Source organism: Pseudomonas sp. P135 (assembly GCF_020312125.1).
Classification (GTDB): Bacteria; Pseudomonadota; Gammaproteobacteria; order Pseudomonadales; family Pseudomonadaceae; genus Aquipseudomonas; species Aquipseudomonas fragariae.
Window position 1 is genome coordinate 1 of record NZ_JAGPYR010000021.1, and the last position, 21,250, is coordinate 21,250.

The following is a 21,250-nucleotide window of genomic DNA, read 5'->3' on the forward strand; positions in this document are numbered from 1 at the left end:
TGGGCCCGGTGCGGCTAGCCTGGCGTCCTGCCAGGCTACCCCCGGATCAGCGCCAGGACTCAGCCGTCACTAACGTCGCACTCTGCGTCGTCAGCGCCACCGTGGGAGAAAAGCACTTTTGCGGCAGTGGCTGCGGTCTTGACTATCGTGCCAACGCAGAGCATTGGCACGATAGTCATAGTCAGGAACAGCGAGCTCTTGCAGGAGCGAAGAGGTCGGGGCGCTTCGGTATCAGCTGTTGGGCAGCAACCGGCAGGTGATGCTTTTGATGTAGCGCGTTTCGGCGATCGCCGGGTGTACCGGATGGTCTGGGCCCTGGCCGCCGCGTTCCAGCAGCTGGATGTTGCGGTCCAGATGGCGGGCGCTGGTCAGGAGGATGTTTTGCAGGTCGTCTTCCGGCAGGTGCATCGAGCACGACGCGCTGACCAGAATGCCGTCCTTGCTGAGCAGGCGCATGGCTTGCTCGTTCAGGCGGCGGTAGGCGCCTTCACCGTTTTTCATGTCTTTCTTGCGTTTGATGAACGCAGGCGGATCAGCGACGATCACGTCGAAACGCTCTTCAGCGGCTTTCAGTTCCTTGAGCGCTTCGAAGACATCGCCTTCGATGCAGGTCATTTTTTCTGCAAAGCCGTTCAGGGCTGCGTTGCGCTCCACGCCATCGAGGGCGAAGGACGACGCGTCGACGCAGGTGACGTCGCTGGCACCGAACGCCGCTGCCTGAATCCCCCAGCCGCCGATATAGCTGTACAGGTCCAGCACACGCTTGCCTTTGACGTAAGGAGCGATGCGCGCGCGGTTCATGCGGTGGTCATAGAACCAGCCGGTTTTTTGCCCGGCCATGACCGGTGCTTCGAACTTCACACCGTTCTCTTCCAGTGCGACCCATTCCGGTACCAGACCGAAAACAGTCTCGACGTAACGATTCAGGCCTTCCGCATCGCGAGCCGCCGAATCGTTCTTGAACAGGATGCCGCTTGGCTTGATGACCTGAACCAGCGCCGCAATGATGTCTTCCTTGTGGTTTTCCATGGTGGCCGAGGCCAGCTGAACGACCAGAATGTCGCCGAAACGATCGACCACCAGACCCGGCAGCAGGTCGGAGTCACCGTAGACCAGGCGGTAGAAGGGCTTGTCAAACAGGCGCTCACGCAGCGACAGCGCAACGTTGAGGCGATGGACGAGCAGAGACTTGTCGAGCGGCAGCTTGATGTCGCGCGACAGCAGGCGTGCGCAGATCAGGTTGTTGGGGCTCATGGCGACGATGCCCAGCGGCTTGCCGCCCGCAGCTTCGAGGATGGCCTGATCACCGGCTGCAAAACCATGCAGTGGGGTGGCGGCTACATCGATCTCGTTGCTGTAGACCCACAGATGACCGGCGCGCAGGCGGCGGTCGGCGTTGGCTTTGAGGCGCAAGCTAGGCAGGGACATGACGTCGCTCCTGAAAAAAGAGCGGGATTATAACGCGTCATCCCGGCGCTGGGCCGGGATGACTGCAATTAACTGACGGAATCTGTCAGGCAGACAGTGCTTCGATCAGTTTGCTGTTGAACGCGGGGATGTCGTCGGGCTGGCGGCTGCTGATCAGCTTGCCGTCGGTGACAACTTCCTGATCGACCCATTTCGCGCCAGCGTTGACCAGGTCATCTTTCAGCGTCTTGAAGCTGGTCAGGGTTTTACCTTTTACCAGGCCGGCCGAGATCAACAGCCAGCTGCCATGGCAGATAACCGCCACCGGCTTGCCCGCGGCCTCGATGTCCTTGACGATCTTCTGCGCGTCGCTGTCTATGCGGATGGTGTCTGAGTTCTGTACTCCGCCCGGCAGCACCACACCATGGTAGTCACTGGCATTGGCAGCCTTGAACGTGCCGTCGATCTTGAAGTCATCGGCAGGTTTGTCGTGATTCCAGCCTTTGACCTTGCCCTCTTCAGCGGAAAGGATTTCCACGGTGGCGCCTGCTTGCTCCAGCGCTTCTTTCGGACCGGTCAGTTCAACCTGTTCGAAACCGTCGGTTACAAGAATTGCTATGCGTTTGCCAGTCAATGCTTTAGACATGGGATCCTCCAGTGTCGGGCTTAAAAGTAGCGTCTGGCAGGCCGTTTTGCAGCCGCCGTTCACGCCGTTAACACAGAGTCCGAAGCTTCGTACCAGGCAAAGTTCCGAGAATATCTTCGTCTCGGATGATGGACCGTTTCTCCGCAAGGGGTCAGAATCCAGTCATCACCGTGAGTAAATTCCTATGTCCGAAGAGCTAAGCCCAGAACAGATCCAGCAAGCGTTGCAGGGCATCAGTGTGCCCCCGCAGCCGCAAATCATGGTGGACCTGCAGATGGAGCAATACATGCCCGACCCGGACCTGGGGGCGATTGCGCGATTGATCGCGCAGGATCCCGGGTTGTCCGGGGCGCTGTTGAAGATCGTCAACTCCGCCCACTACGGCCTGTCCAACAAGATTGCCTCCATCGACAAGGCGGTAAACCTGCTGGGCAGTCGGACGGTGATCAACCTGATCAACGCGCAGTCGATCAGGGGCGAGATGACCGATGAAACCATCGTCGCGCTCAACCGCTTCTGGGATACGGCGCAGGATGTCGCCATGACCAGTCTGACCCTGGCCAAGCGCATCGGCTCGCAGACGGCAGACGAGTCCTATGCTCTGGGCCTGTTTCACGACTGCGGCATTCCGTTGATGCTCAAGCGTTTCCCCAACTACATGCCAGTGCTGGAAGAGGCCTACGCCAACGCGGGGCCCGATTGCCGCATCGTCGATACTGAAAACAGCGCCTTCGACACCAACCATTCGGTGGTTGGCTATTACACGGCCAAATCCTGGCGTCTGCCTGCGCACATTACCGACGCGATTGCCAACCATCACAACGCATTGGCGATCTTTCAGGACGATACCAGTCGTAATGCCACGCTCAAGAACCTCCTGGCGCCCCTGAAAATGGCCGAGCATATCTGCCAGTCCTATCGGGTATTGGGCAACCAGGACGAGGACCACGAGTGGGAATCCATCGGTGCGCTGGTGCTGGACTACGTGGGTTTGTCCGAATATGACTTTGAATACCTGAGGGAAAGCATTCGCGAGCTGGGCGCGCGCTGATCCGGCGCCGTCCCGGCCTGTCCTTTCTGCACGACCGAGTTGTCCATGCCTGAATTACCTGAAGTCGAAACCACCCGTCGTGGCATTGCGCCGCATCTTGAAGGTCAGCGCGTCAGCCGCGTGATCGTGCGCGACAGCCGCTTGCGCTGGCCCATTCCCGAAGATCTGGACGTGCGCCTGTCCGGCCAGCGCATCGTGCAGGTTGATCGGCGCGCCAAGTACCTGCTGATCCAGGCCGAGGTGGGCACCCTGATCAGCCACTTGGGCATGTCCGGGAATCTGCGTCTGGTCGAGGCCGGGCTTCCGGCGCTCAAACATGAGCATGTCGATATCGAACTGGAGTCCGGGCTGGCCTTGCGTTATACCGACCCGCGTCGCTTCGGCGCGATGCTCTGGAGTCTTGATCCGCATAACCACGAACTGTTGATCCGCCTGGGGCCGGAGCCGCTGACCGATCTGTTCGATGGCGAGCGTCTTTACGAGCGTTCGCGTGGCAAGTCGATCGCTGTCAAGCCGTTCGTCATGGACAACGCCGTTGTGGTCGGGGTGGGCAATATCTATGCGACCGAAGCGCTGTTCGCCGCCGGCATCGACCCGCGCCGCGAAGCGGGGAGTGTGTCCCGGGCGCGTTACCTGAAGCTGGCCATCGAGATCAAACGCATTCTGGCCTACGCCATAGAGCGTGGCGGCACCACCCTGCGTGACTTCATCGGCGGTGACGGCAAGCCCGGGTATTTCCAGCAGGAATTGTTTGCATATGGGCGTGGCGGTCAGCCATGCAAGGTGTGCGGCACGACGCTGCGTGAGGTCAAACTCGGCCAGCGCGCCAGCGTGTATTGCCCGAAATGCCAGCGCTGAAATACGTATGACAGGGGCTCTGGGCCATTTGCTTAACCCACAGCCCTGTTTATAGTGATGGCACCTTAACTATTTGCTACGCCTGAAGGATCAAGCCATGAGCCCGTTTCGTATTCTCGCTGCCACGCTGGCATTGTTCATCGGCCTGCAGGCGCTGCCGGCGGTTGCCGCCGATGTCACCACAGGCAGCGGCGATCCGGTCTACACCATCCAGAACCCGCCGGCGTTTGCCATGATCGGTGACTTGCTGATTGCCCGACCCTTGCTGATCGCGGCAACCGTCATCGGCACGGGACTGTTCGTGATCGCTGCGCCTTTTGCGGCGGCAGGCGGCAACCTCGGGGCAACAGGCAAGGCGCTGGTGGTGGATCCGGGCAAGGCAGCCTTCGTGCGTTGTCTGGGTTGCACGGGCGACGGGTACGGCAAGCAGCAGTAAAGACCGTTATCAGGCCTTGCTGGTGATGATCCGGTATTTGTCCATCAACTGCTCTTTGCTCTCGACGTGATTCTCATCCAGGGGGATGCAGTCGACCGGGCAAACCTGCTGACATTGAGGCTCGTCGTAGTGACCGACGCATTCGGTACACAGGTTCGGGTTGATCACGTAGATCTCCTCGCCTTGTGAAATCGCCTCGTTTGGGCACTCGGGTTCGCAGACGTCGCAGTTGATGCAATCGTCAGTGATGATAAGGGACATGAATTGCTCCTGCCGCGGCCGACGCCGGGGCACATTAAAACCAATGCGGCGAATTGTGCCGCATTAGGCTTCGGGATGCACCTTCACATGCAGCGCGTCTAGCGCTTGAAGCGTTCGGTCAGCGCCTGGGCAACTGCAGGGTGAACGAACTTGGTGATATCACCGCCCAACGCGGCGATTTCACGCACTAACGTCGAGGAAATGAACGAGTAGCGCTCCGACGGCGTGAGGAACAGGCTTTCGACGTCCGGTGCCAGCTGACGATTCATGTTGGCCAACTGAAACTCGTATTCGAAGTCCGAGACGGCACGAAGTCCGCGCAGAAAGACATTGGCATTCTGTTCCTTGGCAAAATGCGCCAGCAGGGTCGAAAAACCGACCACTTCCACATTGGGCAAGTGCTTGGTGACTTCGCGGGCCAGCTCGACGCGTTGCTCCAGAGGGAACAGCGGGTTTTTCTTCGGGCTGGCGGCAACCGCAATGACCACTTGGTCGAACAGGCGCGAGGCGCGCTCGACCAGATCTCCATGGCCCTTGGTAATCGGGTCGAAGGTGCCTGGGTACAACACTCGGTTCATCGCGTCGTCCTGGTCGGAGTCCGTTGTGGGACTCGGATGGTATCGCAGCCTTTCCGATGGGCCAAGCTGTGCGGCAGGTATCAAACGTCGTATTGCGCCGATTATCGGCCATGTTTCTACTGAAATCCCTGATTTTGGGGCTATTTGGCGCAGTCACGGGGCCTGGTCGGCGTATGAAAAAGTTTGTAAGGATGACGCTGGTTGATGAGCGAGGTGTCATGCGGATTTTCGGTCCGTCCGGGTGTCGGCCCAGGTCCGTGTGCCTGCGTCGACATAACACTCTCACCGCGACGATTCTGCCACCATTGCAGCATCAGCCTGCGCTAAGATTGCCATCATCTGATCAGCATAGAGTGGTCTGGCCCAGCATGGCACCGCGTACCAAAACCCGTGAACGAATCGTGCAAACCAGTCTGGAACTGTTCAATCAGCAGGGTGAGCGTAGTGTGACCACCAATCACATCGCTGCGCATATGGAAATCTCGCCCGGCAATCTCTATTACCACTTCGCCAACAAGCAGGCGATCATCGCCGAACTGTTCTCCGAGTACGAGGTGCTGATCGGCAGTTTCCTGACCTTGCCAGCCGATCGTGCGCCGACCATCGAGGACAAGCGCGATTACTTCCTGGCGATCATCGACGCCATGTGGCGCTACCGTTTTCTGCACCGTGACCTTGAGCACCTGCTGACGTCCGATGAGGAGCTGGCGCGGCGCTATCGGCGTTTCTCATACCGCTGTCTGATGCAGGCGATGACCATCTATCGGGGATTCATCAAGGCAGGCATCCTGAAGATGGATGAGTCGCAGATCGAGTGGACCAGTCTCAACACCTGGATCGTCCTCACGTCGTGGGTGCGTTTTCTGTGCACCAACCGGGAAAACTCCACGCAGATCAACCAGTCGGCTATTCGACGTGGCGTCTATCAGGTACTTATGCTCGAATCTGTTTTTGTCGCGCCTCAGGCTCGCGAAGCGTTCGATGCACTGTGCGAAACGTTTCACGCGTCGCTGCCCGAGGTTCTGATGTGAATTCCGGGACCGACGAGCAGCCTGCTTGTCAGTTCTCTGCCACGGGAGAGTGTCATGTCCATTGCGCAACTGATCAACCCTGAGCAACTGGCTGAACGCCAGAAAACTCCAGGCCTGGTGATTCTCGATTGCCGTTACGCGCTCGAAGATTCCGACTACGGTCAACGCAGTTACGCCCAAGGGCATATCGAAGGCGCATCTTTTGCCGACCTGAAGCGCGACCTCAGCGGTGTTGCGATCAAGGGCAAGACCGGGCGTCATCCACTGCCCGATCCCGCCGCTTTGCTGCAATGCTTTCAGGCATGGGGCATCAACGCCGACAGCGATGTGGTGCTGTATGACGATGGGCCGGGAATGTATGCCGCACGGGCCTGGTGGTTACTGGCGTGGATGGGCAAGCGTGAAGGCGTCTACCTGCTCGATGGCGGGCTGAAGGCCTGGCACGCGGCGGGGCTGCCGTTGAGCCTCGATGCGCCGAACCGTGAATCCGGTCATTTCAGCGGTGAGCCAGACATGTCCATGGTGCTCAGCGGCAGTCGCTTGCAGGGTCGTCTGGGGCGCCCGGAAATGACCCTGATCGACGCGCGCGCCGAAGCCCGCTTTCGAGGCGACGTAGAGCCTATGGATCCGGTGGCCGGGCATATTCCCGGTGCGCAGTGTGCCGCCTGTACCGACAACCTCGGCGCGGACGGACGCTTTTTGCCGCCCGGGCAGCTCAGGCAGCGTTTCGCCGAAAAGCTGCAGGATCGCCCGCCGGAGAGTCTGGTGTCCTATTGCGGTTCAGGTGTCACCGCCTGCCACAACCTGTTCGCCCTGTGTCTGGCTGGCTATCCGCTGGCTACGCTGTATGCGGGGTCGTGGAGCGAGTGGATCACCGATCCTGAGCGTGAAATCGCCACGGGCGCCTGATTCGTTATCAAATCGTGGGCGAGCCTTCGCGCTCCTGAGCGGCGCATAACCACAACGGGATGCGACGTTCGAGGTAGTAACGCGGAGTGCGAAGCGAGCCTTCGACGAAGCCGACATGCCCGCCTTTGGTGTGCAGTTCGAATTCGGTGCAGGACGATAGCTCGCTGGGTTCGGGCAGGCTGTGGGGGAACACGAACGGGTCGTCGCTGGACTGGATGATCAGCGTCGGCGTCTGAATCTGGCCCAGGTAGTAGCGGCTGGACGCCCTGCGGTAATAATCCGTGGCATCGGTAAAGCCGTGCAGTGGTGCAGTCACCCGGCCATCGAAGTCCCAGAAGGTGCGCATGTTCTCCAGTGAACCCAGCGCGGCGAGTTCGGCCAGCCCCTCGCTGATGCCTTCATGCTGGAACCGATGCTGCTTGTCACGGATATAAGCCAGCATTTCGCGCATGAAGTGCCGCTGATAAACCCGCGAGAAGCCTTGGCCGATACGGTTGGCGCATTCGTCCAGACGAAACGGCACGGACACCGCCACGGCCCCCCGCAAATCACTGTTGGCGCCGGATTCACCCAGGTACTTGAGCAACACATTGCCGCCCAGCGAATACCCCACCGCATAAATCGGAGCCAATGGCCGCAGCGAACGCAAATGGGCGATCACCTCGGCCAGATCCTCGCTCGCCCCGGAGTGATAACTGCGCGACAGCAGGTTGGGCTCTCCCGAGCAACCGCGCCAGTTCAACGCCACACTCGGCCAGCCCTGCGCCGCCATGGCTTTTTGCAGACCGGCGACATAGGGCGAGTTGGACGATCCGGTCAGGCCGTGCAGTACCAGCACCAAGGGTTTATCGGGCTGATCAGGACCATGCCAGTCCATGTCCAGAAAGTCCCCGTCCTGCAACCACAACCGCTCGCGCGTGCGCGCCAGCAACGTCGGCTTGCGCAGCAGCGGCCCCCAAAGCGTCTGCAAATGCGGATTGCCCATGCCGACGGCCGGGACGAATGGATTGGCATGGGACACAAAGGTAGGGCGTGTGGGCACGTGCTTGCTCAACGATCAATTCAGGGGTGACTGGCTATACGTTGCCACTAAGCAGTCGGGGATGTAAGGGGGAAGCGCCGGAATGTATTCATGACACTCTGCATGACCACGAGGACGCGGAGCGTCCAGAACTGCATGCCGACGCAGAGCATCGGCACGATAGTTACAAGAGTCTCGTTCCGCACGCTCCAGCGTGGGAACGCCGTTCATGACGCTCTGCGTCGTCAAGAGGACGCGGAGCGTCCAGAACTGCATGCCAAACGCGGAGCATTGGTACGTGAGCTGTCAGCCCTGGCCTCGCTGCCACAACGCGTAATACACCTGTCCAGCCTTTTTCTCGCGGTGCAATCGCCAGCTGCCCGGCAAGCCGGTGGTCGATGGCGGGGTTTCGCTTTCGGTGTAGATCCAGGCGGTGTCGGCCAGCCAGCCGTGGCTTTCCAGCAGGTTGCAGGCTGAAGCCAGCAGGCCCTGATGGAAGGGCGGGTCGAGGAACACGACGTCGAAGGGTGAAGCAGCGGCGGTTTCCAGATGGCGCAGGGCGTCGGTCTGGGAGACCTGGCCGCTGGTGCAGTTCAGGGCATTGAGGTTCTGGCGCAGGCTGGCGATGGCCGCGGCGTTGCTGTCCAGCGCCAGGCCCATGCTGGCACCACGCGACAGGGCCTCGAAAAACAGCGCACCGCTGCCGGTGAAGACATCCAGTACCCTGGCGCCGGCAATGTAAGGCGCGAGCCAGTTGAACAGGGTTTCGCGCACGCGGTCCGGCGTCGGGCGCAAGCCGGGTGCGTCGGGGAAGGTCAGGCGGCGGCTGCCCCATTCTCCGCCGATGATACGAAGCTGACCCAGGCCGTTGTGGCCCTTCGGACGTGGATTGGCCATCAGTGTTCCGGGACCCCTGCAGGTTGGCGGACGGGTTTGTCGGTCGGCGCCGGCAATGGTTTTTGCTCAACGGTAGGACCCACGGTGACGATGACCATCTTGTCGGCGCTCAGGTGCTTGCTCATGGCCGCTTTCACCTGTTCGACGGTCACGTTCTGGGCGGCGGCCATGTAGTCCTCGAGGTAGGTCAGCGGCAGGTTGTAGAAGCCGATGGCACCCAACTGACCCACGATGGCCGAATTGCTGGCTGCGGTCAGCGGGAAGCTGCCGGTCAGTTCGCGCTTCACATCGTCGACTTCTTTCTGCGTGGGACCGTTGGCGAGGAAGTCGCGAACGATGTCCTGCACCAGCTTGAGGGTGTTTTCGCTCATTTCCGCACGCGTCTGCAGGCCGATCATGAACGGCCCCGCCACCTGCATGGCGGTGAAGCCGGAAGACACGCCGTAGGTCAGGCCGCGTTTTTCCCGGACTTCGGTCATCAGCCGGCTGCCGAAGCCGCCACCGCCCAGTACCGAGTTACCCACGGTCAGTGCTGCATAGTCGGGGTCGTTGCGATCGACACCCAACTGCGCGAGCATCAGGTGCGTCTGGTTGGAGGCAAATTCGATGTGCGTGGTGCCGGCCTTGGGCTCGACCGGGTCAGCGACCTTGGCCAGTGCCGGGCCTTTGGGCAGCGAGGCTGATACCTGTGCCGCGATGGCCTGCGCTTCGTCTCGCGACAGGTCACCGACCAGGGCAATCACCGCATTGCCCGCCGCGTACCCTTTGGCGTGGAATGCCTTGAGCTGAGCCAGGGTAATGGCGTTGACGCTCTTGGCGTCGCCTTCGCTCGGATGAGCGTAGGGGTGATCGCCGTACAGACGATTGAACAGCTCCTTGCTGGCGATAGCGCCGGGGCTCTGTTTCTGAGTCTCGAAGCTGGCGATCAACTGGTTCTTGATGCGGGCCAGGGAGTCGGCAGGGAAGGTGGGCTTGCCCACCACCTCACTGAACAGCTTCAGGGCCGGATCGCGCTTGTCCGCAGCACTCAGGCTGCGCAGCGAGGCCACCGCCATGTCGCGGTAGGACCCGTTGCTGAAGTCGGCGCCCAGGCCTTCGAAGCCCTGGGCGATGGCGTTGACGTCCTTGCCTTTGATGCCCTCGTTGAGCATGGCGTTGGTCAGCAGGGCAATGCCGGGCGATTTCTGGTCCTGGCTGCTACCGGCGGCGAACGTCAGGCGCATGTCGAACATCGGCAATTCGCGGGATTCCACGAACAGCACGCGGGCGCCCTCGGCGGTATTCCAGGTCTGGATATTCAGGGCGCGACGGGCCGGAGCCTTGCCGTCCAGTTCCTTGAGGGTCTGCAGGTTGCTGCCCAGCGCGGGAGCGGCCTGGCCCTGCTCGGCAGGGGCGTCGTCGGCCAGGGCCGGCAGTGCGAAAAAGGCACCGAGCGAACCGGCCAGGATCAGGCCAAGCAGCGCATGACGTGGAGCATTGCGCGTGATCATTTGGCTTTCTCCTCAGGCAGAACGTGCGCAACGCTGAGGCGCTCACGGGTGAAATAGGTGTTGGCAGCTTTCTGGATGTCTTGCGGGGTCACGCTCTGCAGCGCCTCCAGTTCATTGTCCATCAGCTTCCAGGACAGACCGACGGTTTCCAGCTCTCCGATCATGGTCGCCTGGCTGGTGATCGAGTCGCGCTCATAGACCACACCGGCAATGACCTGAGCCCGGACACGCTCCAGCTCCTCGGCGGACGGTGCCTTGGTTTTCAGCTCATCGAGCAGGCGCCAGATCCCGGCTTCCACATCGGCCAGGGTTTTCTTCTTCTGCTGGTTGGGTGTGGCGCTGATCATGAACAGGCTGTCGCCGCGAGCGAACGCGTCGTAACGCGACGAGGCACCGGAGACCAGCTCTTCGCCACGTTCCAGGCGTGCGGGAATGCGTGCGCTGTAACCACCGTCGAGCAGCGCTGCGATAAGGCGCAGGGCGTTCGCCGAACGTGGATCTTCAGCGGTTGCGACACTCGGTACGTTGAAGCCGTAGATCAGGCTCGGCAACTGGGTTTTGACGTGTAGGGTGATCTTGCGCTCGCCAGGTTCGGCCAGTTCAAGCGGTTTTTTCGAAGGCGGTACAGCGCGGCGCGGGATCGATCCGAAGAAGCGTTCTGCCAGGGCTTTGACGTCGTCCGGCAGCACATCGCCGACCACCACCAGCGTGGCGTTGTTCGGCGCATACCAGGATTCGTACCAGTGGCGCAGTTCTTCGACCTTCATGCGCTCCAGGTCCGCCATCCAGCCGATGGTCGGCGTGTGATAGCCGCTGGCAGGGTAGGCCATCGCCTTGAAGCGCTCGAACGCCTTGCCCATTGGCTGGTCATCGGTACGCAGGCGACGTTCCTCCTTGATGACCTCGATCTCGCGGCTGAACTCGTCGGCGGGCAATTTCAGGGTTGCCATGCGATCGGCTTCCAGCTCCAGCGCGACGCTCAGGCGGTCACGCGCCAGTACCTGGTAATAGGCGGTGTAGTCGTCGCTGGTGAACGCATTCTCTTCAGCGCCCAGATCGCGCAGAATCAGCGAAGACTCGCCCGGTCCGGTTTTGCTGCTGCCTTTGAACATCATGTGTTCAAGTGCGTGGGACAGACCGGTCTGGCCCGGCGTTTCGTAGCTGGAGCCGACCTTGTACCAGATCTGCGAAACCACCACCGGAGCGCGGTGGTCTTCGCGGACAACAACTTTCAGGCCATTGTCGAGGGTGAATTCGTGAGTCGGTTGCGGATCGGCAGCCAATGCTGTCAAAGGCAGACAAATTGTGCTGAGCAGCAGGCCTGCGGCGCGGCGGGCTAAAGCATTCATTCGTAGTTTGAACCTGTAGGACGGCCCGCGTGAACTTAGCGTCGGCGGGCGCGGGGGTGTTAGGATACTGATCCGTTTGCTTCAGAGACAGCCTTCACTGGCCGATTGCGAGTGAAACCTGTCTGAAACGCAGGTAAAGGTAGCTGCACAAGCGGCCGTTGAGTGAACAAGAAGTCCTAAACGCAGTCTGTTTTGCATGTCAGAATTTTCCGGGTCGCCCTCTGGCGCCCCGCAACCTTGAGATAGCCGTCATCCATGTTTGGTTCCAACGACGACAAGAAGACCCCAGCCGAGGCTGGAGAGAAGAAAGGCCTGTTCGGATGGCTGCGCAAGAAGCCGCAGCAAACCGAGCCGAAGCCAGCAGAATCATCCCCGACGCAACCCGACCCGATCGCCGATCAGGTTGCCGCGACGCCGCAGGTTGAGCCTCATGTTGCCTCGCAATCGGTGCCTGAAGTCACTGTCGAAGCAACTGCGCCTGCATCGCAACTGCATGTGGAGCCCGGCGCGCCTTCGCCTCAGCCCTGGCTGACCTTGCCGGTGACCGAAGAGCCGGTGGCCTTGAGCGACGAGCGCGAGCCGCATGTCACGCCGGCCATCCCTGAACAAAGCCATGCCCCTGTTGCGCCCGAGCCGCTGGAGCCTGAACCCGTCGTAGCGGAGCCTGTGGCGGATATCGTGCCGCTCGGGATGCCTGAGCCGGTGCTGGTTCAGCCTGTTGCAGAGCCAGAGCCAGTCGTCGCGCAGGCAGTGCCGCAACCGGTTCAGCCTGCTGCGCAAGCGCTTGCAGTGCCTGCTCCTGCTCTGACACCCGAGCCGGAAACCGGCAAGGTCGGCTTCTTTGCACGCCTCAAGCAGGGCCTGTCGAAGACCAGTGCCAGCATCGGCGAAGGCATGGCCAGCCTGTTTCTGGGCAAGAAGGCCATCGATGACGACCTGCTCGAAGAAATCGAAACCCGTCTGCTGACCGCCGATGTCGGCGTTGAAGCCACCTCGGTCATTATCAAAAGCCTGACCCAGAAGGTCGCGCGCAAGCAGTTGACCGACGCCCAGGCGTTGTACACCTCGTTGCAGGGCGAGCTGGCCGCGATGCTCAAGCCTGTCGAGCAACCGCTGGTGATCAAGGCCGAACACAAGCCGTTCGTGATTCTGGTGGTCGGCGTCAATGGCGCGGGCAAGACCACGACCATTGGCAAGCTGGCCAAGAAGCTGCAACTGGAAGGCAAGAAGGTCATGCTGGCGGCGGGTGACACGTTCCGCGCTGCAGCCGTCGAGCAATTGCAGGTCTGGGGTGAGCGTAATCACATACCGGTCATCGCCCAGCACACCGGTGCCGACTCGGCTTCTGTCATCTTCGATGCCGTGCAGGCCGCCAAGGCTCGTGGCATCGACGTGCTGATCGCCGATACCGCCGGTCGTCTGCACACCAAGGACAACCTGATGGAGGAGTTGAAGAAGGTTCGCCGCGTGATCGGCAAGCTGGACGCAGACGCTCCTCACGAAGTCCTGCTGGTCCTCGATGCGGGCACCGGGCAGAACGCTATCAATCAGGCCAAGCAGTTCAACCAGACCGTCACGCTGACCGGGCTGGCGCTGACCAAGCTGGATGGCACCGCCAAGGGCGGCGTGATTTTCGCCCTGGCCAAGCAGTTCGGCTTGCCAATTCGCTATATCGGCGTCGGTGAAGGTATCGATGATCTGCGTACCTTCGAGGCCGAACCCTTTGTTCAGGCACTGTTTGCGGAGCGGGAGCGTCCATGATTCGATTCGAGCAGGTCGGTAAGCGCTACCCGAATGGACACGTCGGGTTGCATGAACTGAGCTTTCGAGTACGTCGCGGCGAGTTTTTGTTCGTCACCGGTCATTCCGGTGCCGGCAAAAGCACGCTGCTGCGCCTGTTGCTGGCCATGGAGCGTCCGACCACCGGCAAACTGATGCTGGCCGGTCAGGACCTTGGGCAAATCAGCAACGCACAAATCCCGTTTCTGCGTCGCCAGATCGGCGTGGTGTTCCAGAATCATCAGTTGCTGTTCGATCGCACGGTGTTCAACAACATCGCGTTGCCCTTGCAGATCCTCGGCCTGTCCAAGCCCGAGATCGCCAAGCGGGTCGACTCGGCGCTTGAGCGGGTGGCGTTGTCCGACAAGGCCGAGCTGTACCCCGGTGACCTCTCTACCGGTCAGCAACAGCGTGTCGGCATTGCCCGGGCTATCGTTCACCGCCCGGCCCTGCTGCTCGCCGATGAACCGACCGGTAACCTCGACCCACGCCTGGCAGCGGAAATCATGGGTGTTTTTGAAGATATCAACCGACTGGGGACCAGCGTGCTGATTGCCAGTCACGACCTTGCATTGATCGCCCGCATGCGCCATCGCATGCTGACCCTGCAGCGCGGTCGTCTGATCGGTGACGGGGAGGCCGGAGTATGAGTGCCACACGCAGCCCCAAGGTTTCAGAGCGCGTCGCGCCCAAAGCCGCCGATCCAGTGCCGCCGAAACAGAAAAAGCAGCGCCACGACCACGATGACGACGGCCCTGATTTCAGCGCGCTGTTGTCTGCCTGGCTGGAAAGCCATCGCTCCAGTCTGCTGGACAGCCTGCGCCGTCTGGGCAAGCAACCGATTGGCAGCTTCTTTACCTGTCTGGTCATGGCGATTGCCTTGAGCCTGCCGATGGGCTTGTCGTTGCTGCTGAGCAATGTCGAGCGTCTGGGAGGTTCGTGGCAGCGCGCGGCGCAGATTTCGATCTACCTGAACCTGGATGCCAGCACCGCTGATGGCACTCGCCTGCGCGATGAAATCAAGGCGATGCCCGGCGTGGCAGATGCTGAGTACATCAGCAGCGAACAGGCGTTGGGCGAGTTCAAGCAACAGTCCGGGCTGGGCGAGGCGCTCAAGGAATTGCCGGAGAACCCGCTTCCGGGCGTGGTGCTGGTGACGCCGGACGAAGTGGACAAGCCTGCGCTGGAAGCCTTGCGTACGCGACTGGCCCAATTGCCTAAAGTAGAGCAGGCGCAGCTGGACCTGGTCTGGGTCGAAAGACTGGCCGCGATCCTCAAACTGGGTGATCGGTTCGTTTTCGGCTTGACGGTTTTGCTGGTCTCGGCTTTGCTGTTAGTAATTGGTAACACAATTCGTCTACACATTGAAAACCGCCGCATCGAAATCGAAGTCATCAAGCTGGTGGGCGGTACCGACAGCTACGTGCGCAGGCCCTTCCTTTATATGGGCGCGCTGTACGGCTTCGGGGCAGGCATTCTGTCCTGGGGCGTTCTGGCTTATGGCCTGAACTGGCTGAACGGCGCGGTCGTCGGGCTGGCAGGTCTCTATGGCAGTGACTTCGCGCTGGCCGGTGTGCCGATGGGTGATGGTCTTTCCCTCTTGCTTGGAGCGGTTCTGTTAGGGTATATCGGTGCCTGGATTGCGGTGGCCCGACATCTTCGTGAACTGGCGCCCCGGTAGAGCCACATTATTGTTTCACCAGACTGGCCTCTGAAAATCAAGGAACTTGGTTAGCGGTTCCGGGTCAATCTGGCTAATGCTGAACTGCACATAACCTGTGCGCTGGAGGTTTTTTCGTATGACCACTTCTTTGCAACCTGCTTATGCTTTAGTCCCGGGTGCAAACCTCGAGGCCTATGTGCAAACGGTCAACAGCATTCCATTGCTGACGCCCGAGCGGGAGCGTGAACTGGCTGAGAGTCTCTACTATGAGCAGGATCTGGACGCGGCCCGACAAATGGTCCTCGCCCACCTGCGCTTTGTCGTGCACATCGCTCGCAGTTATTCGGGTTACGGTCTGGCTCAGGCTGACCTGATCCAGGAAGGTAATGTCGGTCTGATGAAGGCCGTGAAGCGTTTCAACCCGGAAATGGGCGTGCGTCTGGTGTCTTTTGCCGTGCACTGGATCAAGGCCGAAATTCACGAGTTCATCCTGCGCAACTGGCGCATCGTCAAGGTCGCCACGACCAAGGCACAGCGCAAATTGTTCTTCAACCTGCGCAGCCAGAAGAAGCGTCTGGCCTGGCTGAACAACGATGAAGTGCATCGCGTCGCGGAAAGCCTGGGCGTCGAACCGCGTGAAGTGCGGGAGATGGAAAGCCGTCTGACCGGCCATGACATGGCCTTTGACCCGGCCGCCGAAGCGGATGACGACAGCGCGTTCCAGTCGCCGGCCAATTATCTGGAAGACCACCGCTACGACCCGGCGCGTCAACTGGAAGATTCCGACTGGACCGACAACTCCACCGCCAATCTGCATCAGGCGCTGGACGTGCTGGACGAACGCAGCCGCGACATTCTCTACCAGCGCTGGCTGGCAGAAGAAAAAGCCACGCTGCACGACCTGGCGCAGAAGTACAACGTCTCCGCGGAGCGTATTCGTCAGCTGGAAAAAAGCGCGATGAACAAGCTCAAGACGTCGATCGCCGCGTAAGGCTACCCGGCAACGAAAAACGCCCCGAGATGATCGGGGCGTTTTTGTTTGTGTATCAGCTATCGTGCGGCGCTCTGCGTCCTCTTTGTGACGCAGAGCGTCACGAACTGCATAGTTTTGTAGGAGCGAACTTGTTCGCGAAAGGGCCCGTACAGGCGCAGAAGATTTGCCGTTCGAAACAAAGCCTTCGCGAACAAGTTCGCTCCTACAAAAGCCATCCGGCTCCCATGCCCAAACGTAGGAGCGAACTTGTTCGCGAAAGGGCCCGTATAGTCGCAGAGGATTTGTCGTTCGAAACAATGCCTTCGCGAACAAGTTCGCTCCTACAAAAGCCATCCGGCTCCCATGTCCAAACGTAGGAGCGAACTTGTTCGCGAAAGGGCCCGTATAGTCGCAGAAGATTTGTCGTTCGAAACAATGCCTTCGCGAACAAGTTCGCTCCTACAAAAGCCATCCGGCTCCCATGCCCAAACGTAGGAGCGAACTTGTTCGCGAAAGGGCCCGTACAGTCGCAAAAGATTCGTCGTTTGAAACAATGCCTTCGCGAACAAGTTCGCTCCTACAAAGGCCCGTTCTCATGCTCGAACGTAGGTAGCGAGAGGCCATTGAAACCGAGCGCAAACATCACCACCGACGGCTGCTGTTCAGCCCCTGCAGGTACTCATCCCCACCCAACTGACGCATCTGCTGACGAATCCAGCCTGCACGACGCGAGACGTAGCTGCTCGGGTGGCTGGCGCTCCACTGGCGCGGGTTGGGCAGGACGGCGGCGAGGTAGCTGGCCTGTTGCGCCGACAGTGCGCTGGCATTGGTGCGGAAGTGGTGTTGCGCCGCAGCCTGGGCACCGAATACGCCTTCGTCCCACTCGACACTGTTGAGGTACACCTCGAGGATGCGCTCCTTGGACCACAGTAGCTCGATCAGCATGGTGAACCAGGCTTCCAGTCCCTTGCGCAGGTAGCTGCGGCCGGACCACAGGAACAGGTTTTTCGACACCTGCTGGCTGAGCGTGCTGGCGCCGCGTATCGAGCCGCCACGCTCGTTATGCAGAATGGCCGCTTGAATCGCGTCGACGTCGAAACCCCAGTGCTCGGCGAATTTCTGGTCTTCGCCGGCAATGACCGCGATTTTCAGATTGTCGGAGATTTTGTCCAACGGTTCCCAGTCGCGTTGCAGGTCGATAGGCTCGCCGTCGAACCAGGATTCTACCTTGCGCTCGACCATCAGCGCCGTGCCCGGTGGCGGCACCCAGCGCAGAACCAGAACCACGAGAACACTGCCTGCGGCGAACCACAGCAGGGCTTTGACGATGCGACGAAGAATAGACTGCAGCATAGAGATGGCTTGGCCGAACCCGTTGAGCGGGCCATTATACAGACCGTGCGCCTTTCGACGATTTTTCCCTGGAGTCCCTGATGCTTCGTAGCTTTTTGATGCTGGCCGCCTTCTTTGGCTTCACCGGTGTGGCCCTTGGCGCGTTTGCCGCCCACGGCCTCAAGGAACGCCTGAGTGCCGAGTACCTGGCGGTGTTCCACACGGGAGTGCTTTATCAGCTGATTCACGCGCTGGCCCTGCTCGGCGTGGCGATACTGGCAACGCACATCCCCGGACGCCTGGTCACCTGGGCCGGATTCTCCTTCGCGGTCGGTATTCTGCTGTTTTCCGGCAGCCTCTACGCCCTGACCCTCACCGGTTTCAGCAAGCTGGGCATCATCACGCCGTTCGGTGGTCTGGCCTTTCTGTTCGGCTGGTCGATGCTCGGGCTGGCGGCCTGGAGGCTGGGTTCGCCTCCTTGAGTATCTGCTCCCCGCAAAGCAGGCGCGCATGAGACGAATGGCGTGGCTTTGCCTTGGTCATACCGGCTGATCGGGCTAGAATGCTGGCCCCCCAAAAATGATGGCTGCTCTCGCATGCACATTCAGTTGAACGGCGAACCCTTTGAATTGCCCGATGGCGAAACCGTCGCGGCATTGCTGACCCGTCTGGACCTTGCAGGGCGCCGGGTCGCGGTGGAACTGAACCTGGATATCGTGCCGCGCAGTCAGCATGTGACGACCGTCCTGAGCGAAGGCGATCAGGTCGAAGTGGTGCATGCCATTGGCGGTGGCTAGTTCGCAATCCGCACTGCGCCCAACCCCATCTGCACGTTATGAGGATTTCCGATGAGCAATGTTCGCAGCGACAAGCCTTTCGTCCTGGCCGGTCGGACTTTCGAGTCGCGCCTGCTGGTGGGCACCGGCAAGTACATCGATATGGAACAGACCCGTCTGGCCATCGAAGCCTCGGGCGCCGAGATCGTCACCGTTGCCGTGCGCCGCACCAACCTGGGCCAGAACCCCGGCGAGCCGAACCTGCTGGACGTGCTGCCGCCTGATCGCTACACCATTTTGCCGAACACCGCTGGCTGCTTCGATGCGACCGAGGCCGTGCGCACCTGCCGCCTGTCCCGGGAATTGCTCGACGGCCGCAATCTGGTCAAGCTCGAAGTGCTGGCCGATCAGAAAACCCTGTTTCCGAATGTGATCGAAACCCTCAAGGCCGCCGAGATCCTGGTCAAGGACGGCTTCGACGTGATGGTCTACACCAGTGATGACCCGATCATCGCCCGCCAGCTGGCCGAAATCGGCTGTATCGCGATCATGCCGCTGGCCGGCCTGATCGGCAGCGGTCTGGGCATCTGCAACCCGTACAACCTGCAGATCATTCTCGAAGAAACCAAAGTGCCGGTGCTGGTCGATGCCGGTGTCGGTACTGCCTCCGACGCCACCATCGCGATGGAGCTGGGCTGTGAAGCCGTATTGATGAACTCGGCCATCGCCCACGCCCAGCAGCCGGTGATGATGGCTGAAGCCATGAAACACGCCGTAATTGCCGGTCGTCTGGCCTACCTCGCCGGGCGCATGCCACGAAAACTCTATGCCAGCGCGTCTTCGCCGCTGGATGGCCTGATCAAGTAAGAGCCCGTTGATGACTGATTCGCACGTTCCGCACCCAGAGTCGCCTGCTGTCGAAGAAGGCGAAGAGCGCCCGCACCGCCGCATCAAGAGTTTCGTGATGCGAGCCGGCCGCATGACCGAAGGTCAGCAGCGCGGCCTCGATCAAGGCCTCCCGTTGTATGGCCTGTCGCTGACCGACACGCCGGTGGATTTCGATCAGGTGTTCGGTCGCTCTGCGCCGCGTACGCTGGAAATCGGCTTCGGCATGGGCCACTCGCTGCTGGAAATGGCGGCTGCGGCTCCCGAGCACGACTTCATCGGTGTCGAGGTGCACTCTCCAGGCGTAGGCGCGCTGCTCAACGGCGTCCTGACCCAAGGGCTGACCAATGTGCGCGTCTATGATTGCGACGCCATCGAAGTGCTGAACCGCTGCGTCGCGGATAACAGCCTGGATCGCCTGATGCTGTTCTTCCCGGACCCGTGGCACAAGAGTCGTCACCACAAGCGGCGCATCGTGCAGCCTGAATTCGCCGCACTGGTGCGCAGCAAGCTGAAGGTCGGCGGGGTGTTCCACATGGCCACCGATTGGGGGCCTTACGCGGAATACATGCTGGAAGTGATGAGCGTGGCGCCCGGTTATCGCAACCAGGCTGAAGACAACCAGTACGTCCCGCGCCCTGCGGAACGGCCGATCACCAAGTTCGAGCGCCGTGGCGAGAAGCTCGGACACGGCGTCTGGGATCTGAAGTTCGAGAAAGTCGACTGACCGGGATTGCGGGTTGGTAACAACCCGCAATCCCGCGATGTTGTGCCGCTTACTGAATCTCGTCCGGCTTGACGATCACCCAGTTCTTGTCCGCCGTAACCGGCAGTTTCTCCCTGGCCTGAGCTTCGGCATTGTCCTTGATCATGCCGTTGAGCTGGGTCATGTATTTGTCCTTGCGGTTGATCCACAAGTGCACGCCGCCCTTGCTCACGTCGACGCTGTGGAACAGCATGTAACCGTCGCTGGTCGGGGTGTCGCCGCCGACCAGGACCGGCTTTTTCCACTGATCGATGTAAGTCAGAATGGCCGCCTGCTTGCCGGCCATCCAGGTCGCCGGGGTCCACAGATAAGGCGTCAGCTCCAGGCCCATATTGCTTTTCGGATCATACTTACCCGCCGTGATCTGCTTGCGTGCGGTGGTCAGCTCGCCGGTCTTGCGGTCCTTGAGCAGCGTGCTCACGCCGATCACATTCTGTGGTTTGACGTTGTAGCCATACTTCGGATCGGCAGCGACCATGCGTACCAGCTCTTCCGACGCCGCGGTCATCACATACACCTCGATGCCGTTTTCCATCAGCTTGTTGTACAGCTCGGCCTGCCCGGTGAATACCCGCGGCGGCTCGACGTTGATTTGCTTGACGGTGTCGCCTTCGTAGTAGGTCGCAGGGATCGGCTTTTTCAGCGCCATCAGCTCATCGACGTAGCCCTTGAGCTCCTGAAGCGTAAAGCCGGAAAACACCTGCGCGACCCACGGGTAGCAGACCATGTCGTCTATTTCGCAAAGACGATAGTAGTAACTGAACAGGCTTTCCTTGTGCTCGGCGGTGTCTTTGAAGGGGATCAGCTTCAGCGAGGGATCGAGTGTTTCGCGGGTGATCAGGCCTTTGTTTTCCATGTACGGCAACAACGCTTCTTCGAGGTCGAAGCGATAGCTGGTGTTGTCCATGTCGAAGACCGCGTAATTGCCCTTGTTGGCATTCGCCGCAATCATTGCGTCGAGCGCCTTGGCGGCAGGCTCGGGCCAATGCTTCAGTTCGGTGGCCGCGATAGCCTGGCTGGCAAGCCCGAAGCAGACGGCAGCGGCCAACAGTTTTGGCACGAGTTTCATAGGCGATTTCCCCTTGTCGAAAAAACGAAGGGGCAGACCGTAACAAATTATTGTGAAGGCAAAAGTACGTCAG

Annotated in this window: 23 protein-coding genes; 13 read left to right on the top strand and 10 right to left on the bottom strand. The window is 60.5% G+C overall.

The annotated features are described in order from the left end of the window. Positions 1-231: 231 nt before the first annotated feature. Together KBY08_RS22980 and KBY08_RS22985 are read right to left on the bottom strand one after the other, a co-directional pair. Positions 232-1,428: a class I SAM-dependent rRNA methyltransferase gene (locus KBY08_RS22980; protein ID WP_003393654.1), complete on the bottom strand. Its 1,197-nt coding sequence runs from the start codon at positions 1,426-1,428 to the stop codon at positions 232-234. Between the two features lie 85 nt (positions 1,429-1,513). After that, entirely contained in the window at positions 1,514-2,053 is a 540-nt protein-coding gene (locus KBY08_RS22985) for a type 1 glutamine amidotransferase domain-containing protein (protein ID WP_003372548.1), read from the bottom strand. A gap of 238 nt (positions 2,054-2,291) precedes the next feature. Between KBY08_RS22985 and KBY08_RS22990 the strand changes: the two genes are divergently transcribed. From KBY08_RS22990 to KBY08_RS23000, 3 genes are all read left to right on the top strand, one after another. After that, positions 2,292-3,104, top strand: coding sequence for an HDOD domain-containing protein (locus tag KBY08_RS22990; protein ID WP_172452203.1), 813 nt, complete (start codon positions 2,292-2,294; stop codon positions 3,102-3,104). A gap of 45 nt (positions 3,105-3,149) precedes the next feature. Continuing rightward, positions 3,150-3,962 carry a bifunctional DNA-formamidopyrimidine glycosylase/DNA-(apurinic or apyrimidinic site) lyase gene (gene mutM, locus KBY08_RS22995; RefSeq protein WP_003372546.1) on the top strand — a complete coding sequence of 271 codons (813 nt, stop codon included), beginning with the start codon at positions 3,150-3,152 and terminating at the stop codon, positions 3,960-3,962. Between the two features lie 97 nt (positions 3,963-4,059). Further along, positions 4,060-4,398 (top strand): hypothetical protein, encoded by a 339-nt coding sequence (locus KBY08_RS23000; protein ID WP_003411945.1) that lies wholly within the window; start codon positions 4,060-4,062, stop codon positions 4,396-4,398. Positions 4,399-4,407: 9 nt separating this feature from the next. Here KBY08_RS23000 and KBY08_RS23005 read toward each other — a convergent pair whose 3' ends face one another. Together KBY08_RS23005 and coaD are read right to left on the bottom strand one after the other, a co-directional pair. Then, positions 4,408-4,659 carry a YfhL family 4Fe-4S dicluster ferredoxin gene (locus KBY08_RS23005; RefSeq protein ID WP_003316325.1) on the bottom strand — a complete coding sequence of 84 codons (252 nt, stop codon included), beginning with the start codon at positions 4,657-4,659 and terminating at the stop codon, positions 4,408-4,410. Between the two features lie 98 nt (positions 4,660-4,757). Further along, complete coding sequence (gene coaD / locus KBY08_RS23010) at positions 4,758-5,237, bottom strand: pantetheine-phosphate adenylyltransferase (protein ID WP_003348749.1); 480 nt, start codon at positions 5,235-5,237, stop codon at positions 4,758-4,760. A 368-nt stretch (positions 5,238-5,605) separates the two neighbouring features. Between coaD and KBY08_RS23015 the strand changes: the two genes are divergently transcribed. After that, complete coding sequence (locus KBY08_RS23015) at positions 5,606-6,268, top strand: TetR/AcrR family transcriptional regulator (RefSeq protein ID WP_011269213.1); 663 nt, start codon at positions 5,606-5,608, stop codon at positions 6,266-6,268. Between the two features lie 54 nt (positions 6,269-6,322). Continuing rightward, positions 6,323-7,177, top strand: coding sequence for a sulfurtransferase (locus KBY08_RS23020; RefSeq protein ID WP_011269212.1), 855 nt, complete (start codon positions 6,323-6,325; stop codon positions 7,175-7,177). Positions 7,178-7,184: 7 nt separating this feature from the next. On the opposite strand, the gene KBY08_RS23025 is transcribed toward KBY08_RS23020, so the two are convergent. The 4 genes from KBY08_RS23025 to KBY08_RS23040 all read right to left on the bottom strand — a co-directional run bounded on the left by KBY08_RS23025 (position 7,185) and on the right by KBY08_RS23040 (position 11,934). Then, complete coding sequence (locus tag KBY08_RS23025; protein WP_032619941.1) at positions 7,185-8,219, bottom strand: hydrolase; 1,035 nt, start codon at positions 8,217-8,219, stop codon at positions 7,185-7,187. Positions 8,220-8,504: 285 nt separating this feature from the next. After that, a complete protein-coding gene (gene rsmD / locus KBY08_RS23030) occupies positions 8,505-9,095 on the bottom strand; it encodes a 16S rRNA (guanine(966)-N(2))-methyltransferase RsmD (protein WP_024650547.1) in 591 nt (196 codons plus the stop codon). Further along, positions 9,095-10,585, bottom strand: a complete 1,491-nt coding sequence (locus tag KBY08_RS23035; RefSeq protein WP_057457954.1) for a M16 family metallopeptidase — start codon at positions 10,583-10,585, stop codon at positions 9,095-9,097. Before KBY08_RS23035 ends, rsmD begins: the two co-directional genes overlap by 1 nt. Beyond that, positions 10,582-11,934: a M16 family metallopeptidase gene (locus tag KBY08_RS23040; protein WP_011269209.1), complete on the bottom strand. Its 1,353-nt coding sequence runs from the start codon at positions 11,932-11,934 to the stop codon at positions 10,582-10,584. Before KBY08_RS23040 ends, KBY08_RS23035 begins: the two co-directional genes overlap by 4 nt. Before the next feature lie 255 nt (positions 11,935-12,189). Between KBY08_RS23040 and ftsY the strand changes: the two genes are divergently transcribed. The 4 genes from ftsY to rpoH all read left to right on the top strand — a co-directional run bounded on the left by ftsY (position 12,190) and on the right by rpoH (position 16,367). After that, positions 12,190-13,695, top strand: a complete 1,506-nt coding sequence (ftsY, locus tag KBY08_RS23045; RefSeq protein WP_024659962.1) for a signal recognition particle-docking protein FtsY — start codon at positions 12,190-12,192, stop codon at positions 13,693-13,695. Next, positions 13,692-14,363 (top strand): cell division ATP-binding protein FtsE, encoded by a 672-nt coding sequence (ftsE, locus tag KBY08_RS23050; protein ID WP_002555631.1) that lies wholly within the window; start codon positions 13,692-13,694, stop codon positions 14,361-14,363. The genes ftsY and ftsE overlap by 4 nt, the downstream gene beginning before the upstream one ends. After that, the gene (ftsX, locus tag KBY08_RS23055; protein WP_003402234.1) at positions 14,360-15,394 is read left to right on the top strand and encodes a permease-like cell division protein FtsX; all 1,035 of its coding nucleotides are present in this window, start codon (positions 14,360-14,362) and stop codon (positions 15,392-15,394) included. The genes ftsE and ftsX overlap by 4 nt, the downstream gene beginning before the upstream one ends. 118 nt (positions 15,395-15,512) lie before the next feature. Continuing rightward, positions 15,513-16,367 carry an RNA polymerase sigma factor RpoH gene (rpoH, locus tag KBY08_RS23060; protein WP_003402233.1) on the top strand — a complete coding sequence of 285 codons (855 nt, stop codon included), beginning with the start codon at positions 15,513-15,515 and terminating at the stop codon, positions 16,365-16,367. A 624-nt stretch (positions 16,368-16,991) separates the two neighbouring features. Here rpoH and mtgA read toward each other — a convergent pair. Beyond that, positions 16,992-17,702 carry a monofunctional biosynthetic peptidoglycan transglycosylase gene (gene mtgA / locus KBY08_RS23065; RefSeq protein WP_003402232.1) on the bottom strand — a complete coding sequence of 237 codons (711 nt, stop codon included), beginning with the start codon at positions 17,700-17,702 and terminating at the stop codon, positions 16,992-16,994. Between the two features lie 80 nt (positions 17,703-17,782). Between mtgA and KBY08_RS23070 the strand changes: the two genes are divergently transcribed. The 4 genes from KBY08_RS23070 to trmB all read left to right on the top strand — a co-directional run bounded on the left by KBY08_RS23070 (position 17,783) and on the right by trmB (position 20,069). Further along, complete coding sequence (locus tag KBY08_RS23070; protein ID WP_011269203.1) at positions 17,783-18,163, top strand: DUF423 domain-containing protein; 381 nt, start codon at positions 17,783-17,785, stop codon at positions 18,161-18,163. A 114-nt stretch (positions 18,164-18,277) separates the two neighbouring features. Continuing rightward, positions 18,278-18,478 (top strand): sulfur carrier protein ThiS, encoded by a 201-nt coding sequence (gene thiS, locus KBY08_RS23075; protein ID WP_003402231.1) that lies wholly within the window; start codon positions 18,278-18,280, stop codon positions 18,476-18,478. 51 nt (positions 18,479-18,529) lie between these two features. After that, on the top strand, positions 18,530-19,324 hold the full coding sequence (locus KBY08_RS23080) for a thiazole synthase (RefSeq protein WP_003304387.1): 795 nt from the start codon (positions 18,530-18,532) through the stop codon (positions 19,322-19,324). Between the two features lie 97 nt (positions 19,325-19,421). Further along, complete coding sequence (trmB, locus tag KBY08_RS23085; RefSeq protein WP_213582310.1) at positions 19,422-20,069, top strand: tRNA (guanosine(46)-N7)-methyltransferase TrmB; 648 nt, start codon at positions 19,422-19,424, stop codon at positions 20,067-20,069. 49 nt (positions 20,070-20,118) lie between these two features. On the opposite strand, the gene KBY08_RS23090 is transcribed toward trmB, so the two are convergent. After that, complete coding sequence (locus KBY08_RS23090; RefSeq protein WP_003402229.1) at positions 20,119-21,177, bottom strand: hypothetical protein; 1,059 nt, start codon at positions 21,175-21,177, stop codon at positions 20,119-20,121. Positions 21,178-21,250: the final 73 nt, after the last annotated feature.

Coding starts and splice junctions, on each gene's coding strand:
- KBY08_RS22980 (WP_003393654.1), bottom strand. CDS start 1,428: ATGTCCCTGCCTAGCTTGCGCCTCAAAGCCAACGCCGACCGCCGCCTG.
- KBY08_RS22985 (WP_003372548.1), bottom strand. CDS start 2,053: ATGTCTAAAGCATTGACTGGCAAACGCATAGCAATTCTTGTAACCGAC.
- mutM (WP_003372546.1), top strand. CDS start 3,150: ATGCCTGAATTACCTGAAGTCGAAACCACCCGTCGTGGCATTGCGCCG.
- KBY08_RS23000 (WP_003411945.1), top strand. CDS start 4,060: ATGAGCCCGTTTCGTATTCTCGCTGCCACGCTGGCATTGTTCATCGGC.
- KBY08_RS23005 (WP_003316325.1), bottom strand. CDS start 4,659: ATGTCCCTTATCATCACTGACGATTGCATCAACTGCGACGTCTGCGAA.
- coaD (WP_003348749.1), bottom strand. CDS start 5,237: ATGAACCGAGTGTTGTACCCAGGCACCTTCGACCCGATTACCAAGGGC.
- KBY08_RS23015 (WP_011269213.1), top strand. CDS start 5,606: ATGGCACCGCGTACCAAAACCCGTGAACGAATCGTGCAAACCAGTCTG.
- KBY08_RS23020 (WP_011269212.1), top strand. CDS start 6,323: ATGTCCATTGCGCAACTGATCAACCCTGAGCAACTGGCTGAACGCCAG.
- rsmD (WP_024650547.1), bottom strand. CDS start 9,095: ATGGCCAATCCACGTCCGAAGGGCCACAACGGCCTGGGTCAGCTTCGT.
- KBY08_RS23035 (WP_057457954.1), bottom strand. CDS start 10,585: ATGATCACGCGCAATGCTCCACGTCATGCGCTGCTTGGCCTGATCCTG.
- KBY08_RS23040 (WP_011269209.1), bottom strand. CDS start 11,934: ATGAATGCTTTAGCCCGCCGCGCCGCAGGCCTGCTGCTCAGCACAATT.
- ftsY (WP_024659962.1), top strand. CDS start 12,190: ATGTTTGGTTCCAACGACGACAAGAAGACCCCAGCCGAGGCTGGAGAG.
- ftsE (WP_002555631.1), top strand. CDS start 13,692: ATGATTCGATTCGAGCAGGTCGGTAAGCGCTACCCGAATGGACACGTC.
- ftsX (WP_003402234.1), top strand. CDS start 14,360: ATGAGTGCCACACGCAGCCCCAAGGTTTCAGAGCGCGTCGCGCCCAAA.
- rpoH (WP_003402233.1), top strand. CDS start 15,513: ATGACCACTTCTTTGCAACCTGCTTATGCTTTAGTCCCGGGTGCAAAC.
- mtgA (WP_003402232.1), bottom strand. CDS start 17,702: ATGCTGCAGTCTATTCTTCGTCGCATCGTCAAAGCCCTGCTGTGGTTC.
- KBY08_RS23070 (WP_011269203.1), top strand. CDS start 17,783: ATGCTTCGTAGCTTTTTGATGCTGGCCGCCTTCTTTGGCTTCACCGGT.
- thiS (WP_003402231.1), top strand. CDS start 18,278: ATGCACATTCAGTTGAACGGCGAACCCTTTGAATTGCCCGATGGCGAA.
- KBY08_RS23080 (WP_003304387.1), top strand. CDS start 18,530: ATGAGCAATGTTCGCAGCGACAAGCCTTTCGTCCTGGCCGGTCGGACT.
- trmB (WP_213582310.1), top strand. CDS start 19,422: ATGCGAGCCGGCCGCATGACCGAAGGTCAGCAGCGCGGCCTCGATCAA.
- KBY08_RS23090 (WP_003402229.1), bottom strand. CDS start 21,177: ATGAAACTCGTGCCAAAACTGTTGGCCGCTGCCGTCTGCTTCGGGCTT.